The organism is Pseudomonas sp. PDM16, assembly GCF_014851865.1.
In the GTDB taxonomy this organism is placed as follows: Bacteria; Pseudomonadota; Gammaproteobacteria; order Pseudomonadales; family Pseudomonadaceae; genus Aquipseudomonas.
Genome location: NZ_JACVAM010000006.1, coordinates 213,217 through 230,237 on the forward strand (window position 1 = coordinate 213,217; position 17,021 = coordinate 230,237).

Genomic DNA, 17,021 nt, shown 5'->3' on the forward strand with positions numbered 1-17,021 from the left:
CCCTAGGCAGTCATCTCGCCCTGCATCTGTTCTAGCAGCAACTGGATGAGTTCCAGTCTGCGCAGAGGTTCGCTTAACTGCAGCACTTGCAGCTTCTGTTCGAGCGAGAATGGCAGCAGGTAGGCCAACTGATTGGCCAATGCCAACTGACCACCCACCACACCGCCCATCCCCAGCGACGCGACCATCGGGTGCTCTGCCAGGGCGCCAAGCAGAGCAGCGAGGTCCGCATGCTCGGGAAGCAAGGGCCCATCCTCAGCATCCGCTAGCCAGCCCACCTCGGCCAGGGTCAACTGATCCGGCTGTACCTCGACGCTATCTACGCGAAAGCGCCGGCCACCCTCGACACGAATGCCGAGCAGGCCGTTGGAGCGCTGCTGAAAGTCGCGAATCAGTGCCTCGCAGCCCTGCGCAGAAAAACGACTCGCCGCCTCTCCGACCTCCTGGCCCTCGAGGATGGTGACCACGCCAAAGCCCTCGCCGCGCTTCATGCAGGCGCTGACCATGTCCAGATAGCGCGCCTCGAAGATCTGCAGGTCGAGCATGCAGCTGGGAAACAGCACGGTATTGAGGGGAAACAGCGGGTAGCTCATGGACGGCCCCTCATGCGACCACGGCCACGACCAGCGGTAGCACTACCGCCGTGAGCATCCCCATCAGGCTCATGGCGAGAGCGGCGAATGCGCCGCTCTCCTCGCTCTCCTGCAGCGCCCGCGACGTGCCTACCGCATGCGCCGTGATCCCCAGCGCCATCCCCTGGGCAGCCGGATGGTGCACACCTATGCGGCGCAGCAGCTCCGGCCCACACATGGCACCGAGAACCCCGGTGATCAGCACAAACACCGCGGCCAGAGCCGCCACGCCACCAATTTGCTCGGCCACCAACATGGCGATGGGCGAAGTCACCGACTTGGGCGCCATGGTCATCAACATCATCCGCTCGGCACCAAAGGCCCAGGCCAGAGCCACGCCCAGCGCGGTGGCAAAGATGCCGGCCACGACCAGAGTGATCAACGTCGGCCAGAACAGCTGGCGAATACGCCTGAGATTAAGGAACAACGGTACGGCCAAAGCCACGGTGGTCGGGCCGAGCAGGACGCTGAGCAGGAAGGTGCTGTCACGGTACTCCTCATAGGTCAGCCCGGCACTCAGCAGGATGCAGATCAGTACAGCCATGGACACCAGCACCGGCTGCAGGAACACCCAGCGGGTACGCTCGTACGCGGCCAGCGCCACCTGGTACACCGCCAAGGTGATGCCCACGCCGAATAGCGGATGATGCAATACCGCCGCCAGCGCGGCATTCCAGTCCTGGCTCATAGGCGATCCTCGCGCCGTGACTGGCGATCGATCAGTTTCTGCATCAGCCAGCCCGCGAACAGCAGGGAGATCAGCAGCGACAACCCCAGGGCACCGGCCAGTGCCCAGAAGTCGGCCGCGATCTGCTCGGCATAGGCCATCATGCCCACCGCGGGCGGCACCAGCAGCAACGGCAGGTAGCGCAACAGGCTGGCGGCGGCCTCGGTCATGGGCTCACCCACCTCACCACGCACCAACAGGAAGACGAACAGCAGCAGCATGCCGATGATCGGCCCCGGCAGCATTGGAAGGAAGAGAACATTGAGGGCGGTGCCGAGCAATTGGAACAGCACCAGCCAGGTCAGGCCGCGAAGCAGCATGCAGGAGACTCCGGCTAGGAAAAGGGCGCCATTATAGGCATGCCGATGGGTGCGCCATAAACCGCGACTTTCGGCTTGACCCGCCCACGCGGGCCATGCTGTTCTAGGGCAAGCCTGGTTCACCAAAAACAACAACTGACCTCGCATCCTCAAGGAGGATCTATGCCCTTGGTATCCGTTGCACAGCTGCAAGACTATGTAGGCAAGGAACTCGGACGTTCCGAATGGCTGACCATCGATCAGCAGCGCATCAACCAGTTCGCCGAATGCACCGGCGACCATCAGTTCATCCACGTCGACCCCGTAAAAGCCAAGCACACGCCATTTGGCACCACCATCGCTCACGGTTTCCTCAGCCTATCGTTGATCCCGGTGCTGATGGAGAAGCTCATGCTCGCTCCTGAAGGCCTGAAGATGGCCGTCAACTACGGTCTGGACAGCGTGCGCTTCATCCAGCCGGTCAAGGTGGACTCGCGCGTACGCCTGGCCGCCAAGGTGCTCGACATCACCGAGAAGCGCCCCGGCCAATGGCTATTCAAAGTCGAGGCCACCCTAGAGATCGAGGGTGAGGAAAAGCCTGCCTACATCGCCGAGTCGCTGTCGCTCTGCTTCGTCTGATTGCCCAGCGGTTCGCAACCAACGGGGCGCTCAGGCGCCCCGTTTGCATTCACCGCTGGCATACTCCCGTGCATGCCCCGACCAGGATGTCCGTCATGCCCTATCGCCCCACCGTCCTTTCATTTGCCCTGCTGCTCACCGCGTGCGGTGATGGGGAGCCGCTGCTGCCGGCAGATGCGGTACTGCCCGACGGCGGTCGTTATCGCGGTGACGTGGTCGACGGCCGGCTCCAGGGCGAGGGCCGGGTCGACTACGCCAACGGCGTTTACTACACAGGCCACTTCAAAGACGGTCAGTTCGACGGCCCTGGTGAATGGCACGGTGCCAGCGGCGAAAGCTACAAGGGCAGCTTCCACCTAGGCCTTTTCGACGGCCAGGGAGAGCTGGACTACGGCAATGGCACTCGCTACATCGGCGGTTTCAAACAGGGCCGCATGAACGGCGAGGGTCATCTGCAGCAGGGCCCCATGAGCTATCGCGGCGAATTCCGCGACGACCGCTATCACGGCCTCGGCAGACTGGAGATGCCGGATGGCAGCAGCTACCAGGGCCGTTTCGTACGTGGCGAGCCAGAGGGCGAAGGCCTACGCAGCAACGCCGAGGGCCAATTCAGCGGAACCTTCAAGAAGGGTATGCTGCAGGGCGAAGGCAGCTACAAGGGCACCGACGGCGACAGCTATAACGGCACCTTCCGCGACAATCTCTTTCATGGCAAAGGGCGCTATCAGAGCGGCGACGGCGACGGCGAGGTCTGGAGCGGCCGTTTCGAAGGGGGGGCGCTGAACGGCAAGGGCGAGTTTCGCGGGGCCGACGGCCGACACTACGAAGGTCAGTTCCGCTACTGGCAGTTCCACGGTCAGGGCAAACTGAGCCTGGTCGATGGCAGCGTCTACCAGGGTGAGTTCGTCAATGGCGAATACTCCGGGGAGGGTGCGCTCACCACCCTCGACGGCAGCCGCACCCAAGGCATCTGGCGTGGCGGTGAACTAATCCGTCAGGCGAGCGGCGAGGCCCGCCCGGATCCGCTGGAACTCGGCCTGTTGCGCCAGGGTCAACTGCTGCAGGAGGCGCTGGACGCCCTGCCCGCATCCACTCCGGCGGTGGAGCTGTACAGCCTGACCCTGGCCGGCGATGGCAAGCAGAGCGTGTTCCTTCGTGAGGCCGACTATGTCAGCAAGCTGCTGCGCGAGCGTTTCGGCGCGCGCGGCAACGTCACCCTGACCAACCATCGCGATCACCTGAGTGATCGCCCACTCGCCACCCGCGAGAGCCTGACTCGCGCCGTGCAGGCCCTCGCCGAACGCAGCGGCCCGGAGGATCTGGTGTTCATCTACCTGACCAGCCACGGCTCCAGCAATCACGAGCTGAACATCGACCAGCCGCGCCTGCAGCTGGCCGATCTCCCTGCTGCCGAACTAGCCGCCCTGCTCAAGCCATTGAATGACCGGCACAAGGTGGTGGTGATCTCGGCTTGCTACTCGGGCGGTTTCATCCCGCCACTGAAGAACGACAAAACCCTGGTGATGACCGCCGCGCGCGCCGACCGGGTGTCGTTCGGCTGCTCCGAGGAAAACGACTTCACCTACTTCGGCCGCGCGCTGTTCGCCGAGGCCCTCAACGAAACCGACGACCTCAGCCGCGCCTTCGAGCTGGCCAAGACCAAGGTCGCCGAGCGCGAACAGGCCGAGGAGTTCGAGCCTTCCGAGCCGCAACTGTGGGCACCGCAGGCGGTGCTGGAGCACTGGAAGAAACTACGCAAGCAACAGGCCGAGCAGGCCCTGACCGCGGCGACGAAAGCGCAGTAATCGGCGATCAACTTCCACCCGGATCTGCCGATTCGCTCTAAGCTGACAGCTAATAGTGGAGGAACAAGCATGTACTTGACGCCCCAGCACATCCTGCTCGCCGGAGCCACCGGCCTCACCGGCGAGCACCTGCTCGACCGTCTGCTCAACGAGCCGACCATCAGCCGCGTGCTGGCGCCCAGCCGCAGCCCGCTGGCCGAGCACCCGCACCTGGACAACCCGGTCGGCCAACTGAGCGACCTGTTGCCACAACTGGGCGGGCAGATCGATGCGGCCTTCTGCTGCTTGGGCACCACCATCCGCCAGGCCGGCTCGCAGGACGCCTTCCGCGCCGTCGACCAGGAACTGGTCCTGGCCTTCGCCCGCCGCGCTCGCGAACTGGGCACCCGCCACCTGCTGGTGATCAGTGCCCTGGGCGCCGACCCGCGCTCGACGGTGTTCTACAACCGGGTCAAGGGTGAGACCGAGGAGGCGCTCAAGGCGATGGATTGGCCACAGCTGACCATCGTCCGTCCGTCCCTGCTGCTCGGTCCGCGCCGCGAGTTCCGCCTCGGCGAGCGCCTGGCCGCGCCGCTGCTGCGCTGGATTCCCGGCAAGTACCGCGGCATCGAGGTCGCCGCCCTGGCCCGCGCGCTGTGGCGCCTGGCTCTGGAAGAGAGCGACGGCATCCGTATCGTCGAATCCGACGAACTGCGCCGCCTGGGTCGCTGATGGGCTTCTACGACGACAAGATCCTGCCCCACCTGATCGACTTCGCCTGTGGCATGGGCCACGTGATGAAGACCCGTGCCCAGGTGGTACCCATGGCAGAAGGCCGGGTGTTGGAGATCGGCATCGGCACCGGGCTCAACCTCAGTTTCTACGATGCGCAGAAGGTCAGCGCCATAGTCGGCGTCGACCCGGCCGCGCAAATGCAGACCCTGGCGCGCCAGCGCGCGGCCAACATCGGCATCCCGGTGGAGATGGTCGCCCTCGAGCTGGGGCAGATCCAGGCTGCCGACGCCAGCTTCGACAGCATCGTCTGCACCTTCACCCTGTGCACCATCCCCGATCCGCTGGCCGCGCTGCAGGAGATGCGCCGCGTGCTCAAGCCCGGCGGCAAATTCCTGTTCAGCGAGCACGGCCGCGCACCGGATGCCGGCGTACGCGCCTGGCAGAACCGCATCACCCCGTTGTGGAAACCACTGGCCGGCGGCTGCCATCTCAACCGCGACATCCCCGCCCTGCTCAGCGCCGGCGGCTTCCACATCCGCGAGGTGCAGAGCAGCTACCTGCCCGGCCCGCGACCGATGACCTGGGTGTGGCGCGGTTGGGCCGACTGATCCCTGCAGGTTGACTCGTCCGGGCCGGCCGGCAAGCATGGCGCTTTTGCCCAAGGAAACCGCCATGAGCCTGGAATCGGTCCGCGCCTTCTTCGCCGCCAAGGCCCCCGACATCGCCATCATCGAGCTGGAAACCAGCACCGCCACCGTGGCCCTGGCCGCCGAAGCCCATGGCGTGGAGCCAGGACAGATCGCCAAGACCCTGGCCTTCTGCATCGGCGAGCGCGAGCTGCTGGTGGTGGCGCGCGGCGATGCCCGCCTGGACAACCGCAAGCTCAAGGAAGCCTTCGGCGCCAAGGCCAAGATGCTCGACGCAGAGACGGTGGTGGCGCTGACCGGGCACCCGGTCGGCGGCGTCTGCCCGTTCGGCCTGGCCACTGACCTGGCGGTGTACTGCGACCGCTCGCTGCTCGACTACGAAGAAGTGCTGCCGGCGGCAGGCGCCATCCACAGCGCGGTGCGCATCTGCCCGAAGCGCATGGCCGAGCTGGTGCAAGGCGAGTGGGTAGACGTCTGCCAGGCCGTTGCCTGAAACAGAGCCTGTTCAAAAGCTAGCGAGCTAGAGCCAAACGGTGGCGGAAATGGCTGAGGAAGCGGAGTTTACAGGTGGTAAATGAGCATTCCGAAGCCGCTTCCAACGCCGTTTGGCCGACACGCAGCAGGTTTTGGACAGGCTCTCAGTTACCGCCGCTGACGCCGAGACCTATGCCCAGCTCGGCGGCCACGGCGAAGGGCAGCAAGAGCGTTTCCAGCAGCGCACTGAATGGCAGGTCGAGACCAGCATACTTGGGCGCCTCGGCGCCGAAGCGCTCCACCGGGCAACAACCGCCCTGCAGCGAATACCAGTCCAGACGGGTGCCGGAATAGATAATCGGCGCGCCGGGCTTGGCCGCATCCAAAGTACGTACGCTGGCGCAGCCAGGCAGCAGAACGCAGAGCAGCAGCACGCTGCCGTAGAGATAAGCCTTCATCAGTCGTCGCCGCTGATCAGGTGATGTTCGCCCCAGCGCGGCAGCATGTCCTGGGGGATGCCCAGGCAGTTGAGGATGCGCGCGACGACGAAGTCGACCAGGTCGTCCACCGTCTGCGGCTGGTGATAGAAGCCCGGCGAGGCCGGCAGGATGGTCACGCCGAGGTTGGACAGCTTTAGCATGTTCTCCAGGTGGATGCTGGAGTACGGCGCCTCGCGCGGCACCAGGATCAGCTGGCGGCGCTCCTTGAGCACCACATCGGCGGCGCGCTCGATCAGGTTGTTGCAGGCGCCGGTGGCGATGGCCGACAGGGTGCCGGTGCTGCATGGCACCACTACCATGGCGGCCGGGGCGCCGGAGCCCGAGGCCGGCGGCGCCATCCAGTCTTCCTTGCCATACACGCGGATCTGCCCGGACGCTGCACCGGTGTACTCGGAAAGGAACTGCTGCATGGCCTGCGGCTTGGCCGGCAGGGTGACGTCGGTCTCGGTGGCCATCACCAGCTGCGCCGCCTTAGAAATCAGGAAGTGCACCTCGCGGTCTTCCTGCACCAGGCAGTCGAGCAGGCGCAGGCCGTACTGGGCGCCGGAAGCGCCGGTCATGGCCAATGTGATGCGTTCCGGACCTGCCATAAATTCACTCTCACTGCTGTTGCGCTTGGTTATGCCGCGTTGGAAACCCGCTCAAAATGCTCATTTACGCGCAGTAAACTGCGCTTTTTCGCAGGTTTCCGCCTTGCCTAACCTGCGCTCACGACGCATTGAGAGCGAATTTTCCGTTTTCTATTCTTCCAACGCCTTGGCCAGCTTGCCATGCAGGCCGCCAAAACCGCCGTTGCTCATGATCACCACTTGGGTGCCAGGCGCAGCCACGGCCTTGACGCCGGCGATGATCGTCTCCAGCGAATCGCAAACCTGGGTCGGCACAGTGGAGCCCGCCACGGTGGCGGCCAGATCCCAGCCCAGGTTGGCCGGGGCGTACCAGAACACCTGGTCGGCCTGCACCACGGAATCCGGCAGGCCATCACGGTGGGCGCCGAGCTTCATCGAGTTGGAACGCGGCTCGATCACGGCCACGACCTGCGCATCACCGACGCGCTTGCGCAGGCCGTCGAGGGTGGTAGCGATGGCGGTCGGATGGTGGGCGAAGTCGTCGTAGATGGTCACGCCTTTCACTTCCGCGACCTTCTCCATGCGTCGTTTGACGCTCTTGAAGCTGGACAGGCCGGCGATGCCCAGCTCCGGCACCACGCCGACATGCCGCGCCGCAGCCAGGGTGGCCAAGGCGTTGGCCACGTTGTGCTGACCGGTCAGCTCCCACTCCACGATGCCCTCAACCTTGCCGTCGAACACCACTTCAAAGCGCGATCCGTCCTCGCTGAGCAGGCGTGCCTGCCACTGGCCGCCGGTGCCAGTGGTCTGCACCGGGGTCCAGCAGCCCATCTTGATCACTCGCGCCAAGGCCTCTTCGGCTTGCGGATGAATGATCAGCCCTTCACCAGGAACCGTACGCACCAGATGGTGGAACTGCCGCTCGATGGCCGCCAGGTCCGGGAAGATATCCGCGTGGTCGAACTCCAGGTTGTTGAGGATCGCCGTGCGCGGGCGGTAGTGAACGAACTTGCTGCGCTTGTCGAAGAAGGCGCTGTCGTACTCGTCGGCCTCGACCACGAAGAACGGCGTGCCGCCCAGGCGCGCGGACACGCCAAAGTTCTGCGGCACGCCGCCGATCAGGAAGCCTGGGCTCATGCCGGCATGCTCCAGCACCCAGGCCAGCATGCTGGTGGTGGTGGTCTTGCCGTGGGTGCCGGCTACGCCGAGTACCCAGCGGCCCTGCAGCACATGGTCGGCCAGCCACTGCGGGCCGCTGACATAGGGCAGACCCTGGTTGAGCACATATTCCACCGCGGGGTTGCCGCGGCTCAGGGCGTTGCCGATCACCACCAGGTCGGGGGCCGGCTGCAGGTGTTCGGGCAGGTAGCCCTGCATCAGCTCGATGCCCTGGGCTTCGAGCTGGGTGCTCATGGGCGGGTAGACGCTGGCGTCGGAGCCGGTGACGCGGTGCCCGAGTTCCTTGGCCAGCACCGCCAGGGAGCCCATGAAGGTACCGCAGATACCGAGAATATGAATGTGCATCGATGACCTCGAAACAGGCCGGGAGGCCCCGGCAGAACTGGCCGCAGGGTAGCACAGGGCGGCACCTGACAGGCTGCCGTACCACCCCGCGAAATCTCGACTAGAGTGTCAGGAGTCTCGGAACACCGAGACGGCATGAGGTTCCTCGTCGTCCATGCCCGCAAGCTGTCAGCGACCGGATGTCCGTCTGCGCTTCGATCTCGCTGGGAGAGTTTCCCGGCCCTCGGGGGAACACCATCCGCCATGCCGAGCATGGCTGCCGAGCCCGTCCGGGCTCTCCTCCGTACACATCCTCCTGCTGTCAGCCGCTGTGCTCCATCCCGTTTCAAGCAAGGCCGCAATTCCTACAAGAACCCGAGCCAACGCGAAATGCAGGAGAGGACCATGAAGCAGCAATCGGGAGTCAGCTATACAACGGTCGATCAGACCTACTTCGAGAAACGCGGCCTGCGCCGCTATGCCGGCGTCTGGTCGCTGTGGGCGCTGGGTGTCGGCGCGGTGATCTCCGGCCATTTTTCCGGCTGGAACTTCGGCCTGGCCAATGGCTGGGGCAGCATGCTGATCGCCGCCATCATCATCGCCATCATGTACCTGGGGCTGACCTTCTCCCTGGCGGAGATGTCGCCGGCCCTGCCCCACACCGGCGGCGCCTATTCCTTCGCCCGCAGCGCCATGGGCCCCTGGGGTGGCTTCCTCACCGGCCTGGCGGAGAACGTCGAGTACGTGCTCACCCCGGCGGTGATCGTGTTCTTCATCGGTAGCTACATGGGCAGCATCTTCGGTACGCCCAGCGAGTACCAGCCGCTGTGGTGGATCGGCTTCTACGTGGTGTTCATCTGGCTCAATGTGATCGGCGTGGAGCTCTCGTTCAAGGTCACCCTGGTGGTTACCCTGCTTGCGCTGTCGTGCCTGGTAGTGTTCTGGATCAGCGCCATCCCGCACATCGACTTCAACCGCTTTGCCATGAACGTCGGCCCGGGCGGCGTCGAACTGCCGGAAGGCAACGGCCCATTCCTGCCCAATGGCCTGCTCGGCGTGCTGGCGGCCATGCCCTTCGCGGTCTGGCTGTTCCTCGCCATCGAGCAGCTGCCGCTGGCGGCGGAGGAATCGGTCGACCCGAAGCGCGACATGCCCAAGGGCATCATCCTCGGCATGTTCACCCTGATCCTCTCGGCCTTCATGATCCTCTGGCTGAACCCGGCAGTGACCAGCGTCGGCGCCCACGCCCTGGGCTCGTCCGGCGAACCGCTGCTGGACGGCTTCAAGGCCATCTACGGTGATGACATCGCCAAGCTGCTGGCGCTGGTGGCAGTGCTCGGTCTGATCGCCAGTTTCCACACCATCATCTTCGCCATGGGCCGGCAGATCTACTCGCTGAGCCGCGCCGGCTACTTCCTGCCATGGCTGTCGATCACCCACGGCCAACGCAAGACGCCGTACATGGCCATGCTGATCGGCAGCCTGATGGCGCTGGCGGTGATGATGACCCTGTGGTTCATCTTCGGTGAGGAGAAAGGTGGCGCGGTGATCGGCGGCACCCTGCTCAACATGGCGGTGTTTGGCGCCATGTTCTCCTACTTCATGCAGGCCCTGTCGTTCATCCTGCTGCGCCGCAAGATGCCCGACATCGAGCGCCCCTACCGCAGCCCGCTGGGCGTGCCGGGTGCGGTGCTGACCATGCTGATCGCCGCCGTAACCCTGTACTTCCAGCTCACTGGCGATCCGGCCTACACCCTCGGCGTGTTCTGGGTGGCGGTCTGGTTCGGCATCGGCATCACCTACTTCGCCATCGTCGGCCGCCACCGCCTGATCCTCTCGCCAGAAGAGGAATTCGCCATGGAACAGCGCGAAAAGAACAAAACCAATAACTGATGAGCCCAGGCCGCACCCACGGGCGCGGCCGACCTTTTCCGGAGACCAACGGAATGACTGCCCACCTGACCCTGGCCGGCCTGCGCGAACTCGCCGTGGCCGGCAAGATCGATACCGTATTGGCCTGCATGGTCGACATGCAGGGCCGCCTGATCGGCAAGCGCTTCCAGGTCGAGTTCTTCCTCGACAGCGCCCATGAAGAAACCCACGGCTGCGACTACCTGCTGGCCGACGATATCGACATGGAGCCGGTACCCGGCTACGCCGCCGCCAGCTGGAAGCAGGGCTACGGCGATTTCGTGTTCAAGCCCGACCTCTCCACCATGCGCGTGGTGCCCTGGCTGGAAGGCACCGCCCTGGTGCTGTGCGACGTGCAGGACCATCACCACTACGACCTGCCACACAGCCCGCGCGGCATCCTCAAGCGGCAGATCGCCCGCCTCACTGAGCGCGGCTACAAGGGCATGTTCGCCTCGGAGCTGGAGTTCTATCTGTTCGACCAGAGCTACGAGAGCATCCACGAGCAGCACTACCAGAACCCGAAGACGGCCAACTACTACATCGAGGACTACAGCATCCTGCAGACCATCCGCGAGGAGCCGGTGATGCGGGCGATCCGCAAGCACCTGCAGGCCGCCGGCATCCCGGTGGAGAACTCCAAGGGCGAATGGGGACCCGGCCAGGAGGAGATCAACGTGCGCTACGCCGAGGCGCTGGTGATGGCCGACCGGCACAGCATCATCAAGCACGCCTGCAAGGAGATCGCCCTGCTGCAGGGTAAGGCCGTCACCTTCATGGCCAAGTGGAACTACAACCTGGCCGGCTCCAGCAGCCATATCCACAACTCGCTGTTCAGCCTCGATGGCGAGCAGGCGCTGTTCCATGACCCGGCCGGCGAATACGGCATGTCCAAGCTGATGCGCCAGTGGGTGGCCGGCCAGCTCAAGTACGCCAGCGACATCACCTATTTCCTCGCGCCCTACATCAACTCCTACAAGCGCTTCCAGGCCGGCACCTTTGCCCCCACCCGCTCGGTGTGGAGCTGCGACAACCGCACTGCCGGCTTCCGCCTGTGCGGCGCCGGCAGCAAGGGCATCCGCATCGAGTGCCGCATCGGCGGCGCTGACCTCAACCCCTACCTGGCCTACGCCGCGCTGATCGCCGCCGGCCTCGCCGGCATCGACGAGCAACTCGAACTTCCCGAGCCATTCTCCGGCGATGCCTACCAGGACGACGAACTGCCGGAAGTGGCCAAGACCCTGCGTGGCGCCGCCGACGCCCTCGACCGTTCACAACTGCTGCGCAAGGCCCTGGGCGACGACGTGGTCGAGCACTACCTGCACACCGCGCGCTGGGAGCAGCTGGAGTACGACCGCCGAGTGACCGACTGGGAACTGCGCCGCGGCTTCGAACGCTACTGACAGGGAGAGCAGCATGAACAGCATTCGCCTGATTTCACCGGTGGACGGCAGCCTCTACGCCGAGCGCGCCATCGCCAGCAGCAGCGCCCTGGAGCAGACCCTGGCCGCCGCCACCCAGGCCCAGCGCGCCTGGCGCGAGCTATCTATCGGCCAGCGCACCGTCTATTGCCTGAAGGCGGTGGACGCCATGCTGGCGATGAAGGACGAAATCGTCCCCGAGCTGGCTTGGCAGATGGGCCGCCCGGTGCGCTTCGGCGCTGGCGAGCTGCGCGGCTTCGAGGAGCGCGCCCGCCATATGATCGGCATAGCCGAAAGCGCCCTGGCCGACGTGGTGCCCGAGCCCAAGGAAGGCTTTCGCCGCTATATCCGCCGCGAGCCGCTGGGCACCGTGCTGGTGGTGGCGCCGTGGAACTACCCCTACCTGACCGCGGTGAACGCCATCATCCCGGCGCTGATGGCCGGCAATGCCGTGCTGCTCAAGCACGCCAGCCAGACCCTGCTGGTCGGCGAGCGCTTCGCCCAAGCCTTCGAGCGCGCCGGGCTGCCCGCAGGACTGTTCCACAACCTGGTGCTGGACCACGGCCAGACCGCCACCCTGATCGCCTCCGGCCAGGTGCAGCAGGTCAACTTCACCGGCTCGGTGGAAGGCGGCCGCCTAATGGAGAGCGCCGCCGCCGGCCACTTCATCGGCGTCGGCCTGGAGCTGGGTGGCAAAGACCCGGCCTACGTACGCGCCGATGCCGACCTCGCCCACGCGGTGGAGAACCTGGTCGACGGCAGCTTCTTCAACTCCGGGCAGAGCTGCTGTGGCATCGAGCGCATCTATGTGGATAAAGCCCTCTATCCAGCCTTCGTCGAGGGCTTCGTCGAGCTGACCAAGCAGTACGTGCTGGGCAGCCCGCTGGACGAGGCCACCACCCTGGGACCGCTGGTGCGCAACAGCGCCGCCGAGTTCGTTCGTGGGCAGATCGCCGAAGCCAAAGCCCGCGGCGCCAAGGCGCTGATCGCCCCCTCGCTGTTCGCCGCCGACGCCCCCGGCACTGCCTACATGGCGCCGCAGGTGCTGACCGGGGTGAATCACGAGATGGCGGTGATGCGCGACGAGAGCTTCGGCCCGGTGGTCGGCATCATGCCGGTGGACGGCGACGCCCACGCCATCGCCCTGATGAACGACAGCCCCTACGGCCTCAGCGCGGCAATCTGGACCGAAGACCTGGGCGCCGCCGAGCGCATCGGCCAGCAGCTGGAAACCGGCACGGTGTTCATGAACCGCTGCGACTACCTCGACCCGGCCCTGGCCTGGACCGGGGTCAAGCACACCGGGCGTGGCGCCACGCTGTCGCGCCTGGGCTACGAACACCTGACCCGGCCCAAGTCCTTCCACCTGCGCCAGCAGCTCTGACAGGAGCCCGCCATGAACAAGACCGCCAACTGGAACTACCCGACCTCGGTGCGCTTCGGCGCTGGCCGCATCAAGGAGCTGCCGGAGCTGTGCAAGAGTGTCGGCATGCTGCGCCCGCTGCTGGTCACCGACCGTGGCCTGGGCAGCGCACCGATCACCACCGCCGCCCTCGACTCGCTCAAGGCGGCCGGCCTCGGCGCCGCGCTGTTCAGCGACCTCAAGCCCAACCCGGTGGAGAGCAATCTCGACGCCGGCCTGGCCGCCTACCGCGCCGGCAAGCACGACGGCGTGGTCGCCTTCGGCGGCGGCAGCGGCCTGGATATGGGCAAGCTGATCGCCTTCATGAGTGGCCAGGCCAGGCCCGTGTGGGACTTCGAGGATATCGGCGACTGGTGGACCCGCGCCGACCCGCGCGGCATAGCGCCGGTGATCGCCGTACCGACCACCGCCGGTACCGGCTCGGAAGTCGGCCGTGCCGGCATCCTCACCGACGAGCGCAGCCACACCAAACGCATCATCTTCCACCCGCTGATGATGCCGAAGATCGTCATCAGCGACCCCGAGCTCTCCGTGGGCATGCCGGCCTTCATCACCGCCGGCACCGGCATGGATGCGTTTTCCCACTGCCTGGAGGCCTACTGCGCCCCCGGCTTCCACCCCCTGGCCGAAGGCATCGCCGTAGAGGGCATGCGCCTGGTCAAGGGTGCGCTGGTCAGAGCAGTCAAACAGCCGAACGACCTCGACGCCCGCGCCGACATGCTCGCCGCCGCCGCCATGGGCGCCACCGCCTTCCAGAAAGGGCTTGGCGGCATGCACGCTCTCGCCCACCCGATCGGCGCGCTGTACGACACCCACCACGGCATGACCAACGCCACGCTGATGCCCTATGTGCTGAAGTTCAACCGCGACGTCATCGAGGAGCGCATCACCCGTCTGGCGGCCTATCTGCAGCTGGCCAACCCCGGTTTCGACAGCTTCCTCGAACTGGTCCTGCAGCTGCGTAGCGACACCGGTGTGCCGCACAGCCTGGCCGAGCTGGGCGTCGACGACGGCAAGACCACGCTGATCGCGCAGATGGCAGTGGTCGACCCTTCCGCCGGCGGCAATCCACGGACTCTGACCGAGGCCAACGTGGCCCAACTGTTCAGCGATGCCGTACACGGTCGCCTCTGAGCACTGGACGAAAAACCGCCCGGTAGCTGAAGGACGCGCCGGGCGGCGCTCCCGGCGATGACCGAACAGCTTGTCCACAACTTTGCCCAAGGCTTCTGTGGACAAACTTTTCGTCACAGAAACGGGTTCGGGCTGCACAGAAAACGCCCAGCCCGCTGCAAGCCACGGCGGCCGTATGCCTGCCGCTGGAGCGCACAGCTTATCCACAGCAAAGCCCACAGTTACTGTGCCTAACCTGTGACGTAAGTCACTGATCAAGATCGAAATTCAACCAACCGCAGGCAAGCCGCGCGGGTTCTGCCCAGGCACCAGCTGCCGACAGCTTATCCACAGCATCACCCACAGCCTCTGGGGGTAAGTTGCAGCACTACGTCATTATCCCCAGCGAGATCAAACGCTCGCTTGGATTGCGCTTTCCAGCATCTTTGGGCAGCATCGGGCTGACCGTTGGCACAGCACCTGCAGCTGCCTACTCACCACTCCACAAACGCCGAGGCCCGCCATGCGCATTGTCCAAGCCACCCTGGAGCACCTGGACCTGCTGACCCCGTTGTTCATCAAGTACCGTGAGTTCTATGGCGAGCTGCCCTTCCCGGACTCGTCGCGCAAATTCCTCGAGACGCGCATCAAGCGCAAAGAATCAATCATCTACCTGGCCCTGGCCGACGACGAGGACAAGCTCCTCGGCTACTGCCAGCTGTTCCCCAGCTACTCCTCGCTGTCGCTCAAGCGCGTGTGGATCCTCAACGACATCTATGTCGCCGAAGACGCCCGCCGCATGCTGGTCGCCGACCGTCTGCTACAGACCGCCAAGCAGATGGCCAAGGAAACCAACGCCGTGCGCATGCGCGTCGCCACCAGCATCAGCAACGAAGTGGCGCAGAAGACCTACGAGTCAATCGGCTTCCGCGAAGACACCAAGTTCAAGAACTACACCCTCGAACTGGGCGATTGATCAGGCCGGCGAACGCCTGCGCGCTCGCCGCCCACCCCGAGACAGCTGCATGTGGTCATTCCGCGCCTGGCGCCGCCGGCGCATCCTCTCCCGCTCGCCCTATACCACTCGCCACTGGCATGAGGCCCGCGCGCGCCTGCCGATCCTCGATGGCCTGAGCGAGGCCGAGGAGCAGCGCCTGTTCCAGCGCGCCATCCTGTTCCTGCATCACAAGCGCCTCACCGCCTTGCCCGGCGTCGAGCTGGACGAGAGCGACCGCCTGACCCTGGCCGCCCAGGCCGAGCTGCCGCTGCTACACCTGGCCGAACTCGACTGGTACCAGGGCTTCCACGAGATCGTCCTGTACCCGGACGACTTCGTCAGCCCGCAGCGCCACCGTGACGCCAGCGGCATCGAGCACGAGTGGGACGACGAGCGCAGTGGCGAAGCCTGGCACCAGGGCCCGGTGATCATGGCCTGGCCCGGTGTGCAGAGCGGTGGCGGCTGGGATGCCTACAACCTGGTGATCCACGAGCTGTCGCACAAACTGGACATGCTCAACGGCGACGCCAACGGCCTGCCGCCGCTGCACCGCGACATGCGCATCGGCGACTGGGCCAGCGCCATGCAGGCCGCCTACGACGAGATGAATGCCGCGCTCGACGCCAATCCCGAGGCGCACACCGCCATCGATCCCTACGCGGCGGAAAACCCGGCCGAGTTCTTCGCCGTCACCAGCGAATACTTCTTCAGCGCCCCGGACCTGCTGCAGCAGGCCTTCCCCGCCGTCTACCAGCAGCTCGTCGGCTTCTACCGCCAGGACCCGCTGACGCGCCTGCAACGGCTCCTGGCCGAGCACCCGGACTATCGCGACACGACCAACGGATAAGTACGCAGGCGTAGTAACGCCCCGGGAATGTGCCTATAATCCGCGCACTTTTTTTGGCCCAACCTGGGGTGTCCACCATGAGCTACAGCAAAGTCCCGGCCGGCAAAGACGTGCCGAACGACATCTACGTCGCCATCGAGATTCCGGCCAACCACGCGCCGATCAAATACGAAATCGATCACGACACCGACTGCCTGTTCGTCGACCGCTTCATGGCCACCCCGATGTTCTACCCGGCCAACTACGGTTTCATCCCGCATACCCTGGCCGACGACGGCGACCCCCTCGACGTGCTGGTCGTGACCCCGTATCCGGTTGCCCCGGGCTCGGTCATCCGCTGCCGTCCGGTTGGCGTATTGAACATGACCGACGAAGCCGGTGGTGATGCCAAGCTGATCGCCGTGCCGCACGACAAACTGTCCGTAATCTACAAAGACGTACAGGAATACACCGACCTGCCAGCCCTGCTGCTGGAGCAAATCAAGCACTTCTTCGAGAACTACAAGGATCTCGAGAAGGGCAAGTGGGTCAAGGTCGAAGGCTGGGGCAACGCTGACGAAGCCCGCCAAGCAATTCTGAAGGCGGTAGCGGCTTACCAAAAATAAGCCAGTACCACCCCCTGAAGGCCGGCCACAAGCCGGCCTTTTTATTGCCCAGAGAAATCCAGTAAAATCCATAAATCCTAGATAAATAGGGCATCTGATCCTATTATCGATCCAAGAGCATCCAGCAACGACCAGCAGAATCCTGACCAAAAGTGTGGGTCAGAGTGTGGGTCCAAGGGTGTGGGTCAGATAGAG

Annotated in this window: 18 protein-coding genes; 12 read left to right on the forward strand and 6 right to left on the reverse strand. The window is 65.0% G+C overall.

Features of this window, described 5'->3' with window-relative positions:
- Positions 1-2: 2 nt before the first annotated feature.
- From IB234_RS20435 to IB234_RS20445, 3 genes are read right to left on the reverse strand one after another with little or no spacing between them, the layout of a single operon-like run.
- Positions 3-593, reverse strand: coding sequence for an LON peptidase substrate-binding domain-containing protein (locus tag IB234_RS20435; protein WP_192321430.1), 591 nt, complete (start codon positions 591-593; stop codon positions 3-5).
- A gap of 10 nt (positions 594-603) precedes the next feature.
- Positions 604-1,320, reverse strand: a complete 717-nt coding sequence (locus IB234_RS20440; protein WP_192321432.1) for an LrgB family protein — start codon at positions 1,318-1,320, stop codon at positions 604-606.
- A complete protein-coding gene (locus IB234_RS20445) occupies positions 1,317-1,679 on the reverse strand; it encodes a CidA/LrgA family protein (RefSeq protein WP_192321434.1) in 363 nt (120 codons plus the stop codon). Before IB234_RS20445 ends, IB234_RS20440 begins: the two co-directional genes overlap by 4 nt.
- 162 nt (positions 1,680-1,841) lie before the next feature.
- Here IB234_RS20445 and IB234_RS20450 point away from each other — a divergent pair, with 162 nt between their 5' ends.
- The 5 genes from IB234_RS20450 (at position 1,842) to IB234_RS20470 (ending at position 5,956) form a co-directional block, all read left to right on the forward strand.
- Positions 1,842-2,297: a MaoC family dehydratase gene (locus tag IB234_RS20450; RefSeq protein WP_192321437.1), complete on the forward strand. Its 456-nt coding sequence runs from the start codon at positions 1,842-1,844 to the stop codon at positions 2,295-2,297.
- Between the two features lie 86 nt (positions 2,298-2,383).
- A complete protein-coding gene (locus IB234_RS20455; protein WP_412547936.1) occupies positions 2,384-4,102 on the forward strand; it encodes a C13 family peptidase in 1,719 nt (572 codons plus the stop codon).
- Positions 4,103-4,171: 69 nt separating this feature from the next.
- A complete protein-coding gene (locus IB234_RS20460) occupies positions 4,172-4,813 on the forward strand; it encodes an oxidoreductase (RefSeq protein ID WP_192321441.1) in 642 nt (213 codons plus the stop codon).
- Positions 4,813-5,424, forward strand: coding sequence for a class I SAM-dependent methyltransferase (locus tag IB234_RS20465; RefSeq protein ID WP_192321443.1), 612 nt, complete (start codon positions 4,813-4,815; stop codon positions 5,422-5,424). Before IB234_RS20460 ends, IB234_RS20465 begins: the two co-directional genes overlap by 1 nt.
- Before the next feature lie 64 nt (positions 5,425-5,488).
- The gene (locus IB234_RS20470; RefSeq protein ID WP_192321446.1) at positions 5,489-5,956 is read left to right on the forward strand and encodes a YbaK/EbsC family protein; all 468 of its coding nucleotides are present in this window, start codon (positions 5,489-5,491) and stop codon (positions 5,954-5,956) included.
- 145 nt (positions 5,957-6,101) lie between these two features.
- Here IB234_RS20470 and IB234_RS20475 read toward each other — a convergent pair whose 3' ends face one another.
- From IB234_RS20475 to mpl, 3 genes are all read right to left on the reverse strand, one after another.
- Positions 6,102-6,395 carry a YceK/YidQ family lipoprotein gene (locus IB234_RS20475; RefSeq protein WP_192321448.1) on the reverse strand — a complete coding sequence of 98 codons (294 nt, stop codon included), beginning with the start codon at positions 6,393-6,395 and terminating at the stop codon, positions 6,102-6,104.
- A complete protein-coding gene (gene ubiX, locus IB234_RS20480; RefSeq protein WP_192321450.1) occupies positions 6,395-7,027 on the reverse strand; it encodes a flavin prenyltransferase UbiX in 633 nt (210 codons plus the stop codon). Before ubiX ends, IB234_RS20475 begins: the two co-directional genes overlap by 1 nt.
- A gap of 150 nt (positions 7,028-7,177) precedes the next feature.
- The gene (gene mpl, locus IB234_RS20485; RefSeq protein WP_192321452.1) at positions 7,178-8,530 is read right to left on the reverse strand and encodes a UDP-N-acetylmuramate:L-alanyl-gamma-D-glutamyl-meso-diaminopimelate ligase; all 1,353 of its coding nucleotides are present in this window, start codon (positions 8,528-8,530) and stop codon (positions 7,178-7,180) included.
- A 384-nt stretch (positions 8,531-8,914) separates the two neighbouring features.
- On the opposite strand from mpl, the gene IB234_RS20490 reads away from it, so the two are divergent.
- The 7 genes from IB234_RS20490 (at position 8,915) to ppa (ending at position 16,826) form a co-directional block, all read left to right on the forward strand.
- A complete protein-coding gene (locus tag IB234_RS20490; RefSeq protein ID WP_192321454.1) occupies positions 8,915-10,402 on the forward strand; it encodes an amino acid permease in 1,488 nt (495 codons plus the stop codon).
- Positions 10,403-10,455: 53 nt separating this feature from the next.
- Positions 10,456-11,823, forward strand: coding sequence for a glutamine synthetase family protein (locus tag IB234_RS20495; protein ID WP_192321456.1), 1,368 nt, complete (start codon positions 10,456-10,458; stop codon positions 11,821-11,823).
- Positions 11,824-11,836: 13 nt separating this feature from the next.
- On the forward strand, positions 11,837-13,225 hold the full coding sequence (locus IB234_RS20500; protein WP_192321458.1) for an aldehyde dehydrogenase family protein: 1,389 nt from the start codon (positions 11,837-11,839) through the stop codon (positions 13,223-13,225).
- A 12-nt stretch (positions 13,226-13,237) separates the two neighbouring features.
- Positions 13,238-14,398 carry an iron-containing alcohol dehydrogenase gene (locus tag IB234_RS20505; RefSeq protein WP_192321460.1) on the forward strand — a complete coding sequence of 387 codons (1,161 nt, stop codon included), beginning with the start codon at positions 13,238-13,240 and terminating at the stop codon, positions 14,396-14,398.
- Between the two features lie 502 nt (positions 14,399-14,900).
- Positions 14,901-15,353: a GNAT family N-acetyltransferase gene (locus tag IB234_RS20510; RefSeq protein ID WP_192321463.1), complete on the forward strand. Its 453-nt coding sequence runs from the start codon at positions 14,901-14,903 to the stop codon at positions 15,351-15,353.
- 49 nt (positions 15,354-15,402) lie between these two features.
- Positions 15,403-16,221, forward strand: coding sequence for a zinc-dependent peptidase (locus tag IB234_RS20515; protein ID WP_192321465.1), 819 nt, complete (start codon positions 15,403-15,405; stop codon positions 16,219-16,221).
- A gap of 77 nt (positions 16,222-16,298) precedes the next feature.
- On the forward strand, positions 16,299-16,826 hold the full coding sequence (ppa, locus tag IB234_RS20520) for an inorganic diphosphatase (protein WP_021701809.1): 528 nt from the start codon (positions 16,299-16,301) through the stop codon (positions 16,824-16,826).
- Positions 16,827-17,021 lie beyond the last annotated feature (195 nt).

What these genes read in the sequence shown, in the direction of transcription:
- IB234_RS20435 (WP_192321430.1), bottom strand. Translation starts at nt 593, where the DNA reads ATGAGCTACCCGCTGTTTCCCCTCAATACCGTGCTGTTTCCCAGCTGC.
- IB234_RS20440 (WP_192321432.1), bottom strand. Translation starts at nt 1,320, where the DNA reads ATGAGCCAGGACTGGAATGCCGCGCTGGCGGCGGTATTGCATCATCCG.
- IB234_RS20445 (WP_192321434.1), bottom strand. Translation starts at nt 1,679, where the DNA reads ATGCTGCTTCGCGGCCTGACCTGGCTGGTGCTGTTCCAATTGCTCGGC.
- IB234_RS20450 (WP_192321437.1), top strand. Translation starts at nt 1,842, where the DNA reads ATGCCCTTGGTATCCGTTGCACAGCTGCAAGACTATGTAGGCAAGGAA.
- IB234_RS20455 (WP_412547936.1), top strand. Translation starts at nt 2,384, where the DNA reads ATGTCCGTCATGCCCTATCGCCCCACCGTCCTTTCATTTGCCCTGCTG.
- IB234_RS20460 (WP_192321441.1), top strand. Translation starts at nt 4,172, where the DNA reads ATGTACTTGACGCCCCAGCACATCCTGCTCGCCGGAGCCACCGGCCTC.
- IB234_RS20465 (WP_192321443.1), top strand. Translation starts at nt 4,813, where the DNA reads ATGGGCTTCTACGACGACAAGATCCTGCCCCACCTGATCGACTTCGCC.
- IB234_RS20470 (WP_192321446.1), top strand. Translation starts at nt 5,489, where the DNA reads ATGAGCCTGGAATCGGTCCGCGCCTTCTTCGCCGCCAAGGCCCCCGAC.
- IB234_RS20475 (WP_192321448.1), bottom strand. Translation starts at nt 6,395, where the DNA reads ATGAAGGCTTATCTCTACGGCAGCGTGCTGCTGCTCTGCGTTCTGCTG.
- ubiX (WP_192321450.1), bottom strand. Translation starts at nt 7,027, where the DNA reads ATGGCAGGTCCGGAACGCATCACATTGGCCATGACCGGCGCTTCCGGC.
- mpl (WP_192321452.1), bottom strand. Translation starts at nt 8,530, where the DNA reads ATGCACATTCATATTCTCGGTATCTGCGGTACCTTCATGGGCTCCCTG.
- IB234_RS20490 (WP_192321454.1), top strand. Translation starts at nt 8,915, where the DNA reads ATGAAGCAGCAATCGGGAGTCAGCTATACAACGGTCGATCAGACCTAC.
- IB234_RS20495 (WP_192321456.1), top strand. Translation starts at nt 10,456, where the DNA reads ATGACTGCCCACCTGACCCTGGCCGGCCTGCGCGAACTCGCCGTGGCC.
- IB234_RS20500 (WP_192321458.1), top strand. Translation starts at nt 11,837, where the DNA reads ATGAACAGCATTCGCCTGATTTCACCGGTGGACGGCAGCCTCTACGCC.
- IB234_RS20505 (WP_192321460.1), top strand. Translation starts at nt 13,238, where the DNA reads ATGAACAAGACCGCCAACTGGAACTACCCGACCTCGGTGCGCTTCGGC.
- IB234_RS20510 (WP_192321463.1), top strand. Translation starts at nt 14,901, where the DNA reads ATGCGCATTGTCCAAGCCACCCTGGAGCACCTGGACCTGCTGACCCCG.
- IB234_RS20515 (WP_192321465.1), top strand. Translation starts at nt 15,403, where the DNA reads ATGTGGTCATTCCGCGCCTGGCGCCGCCGGCGCATCCTCTCCCGCTCG.
- ppa (WP_021701809.1), top strand. Translation starts at nt 16,299, where the DNA reads ATGAGCTACAGCAAAGTCCCGGCCGGCAAAGACGTGCCGAACGACATC.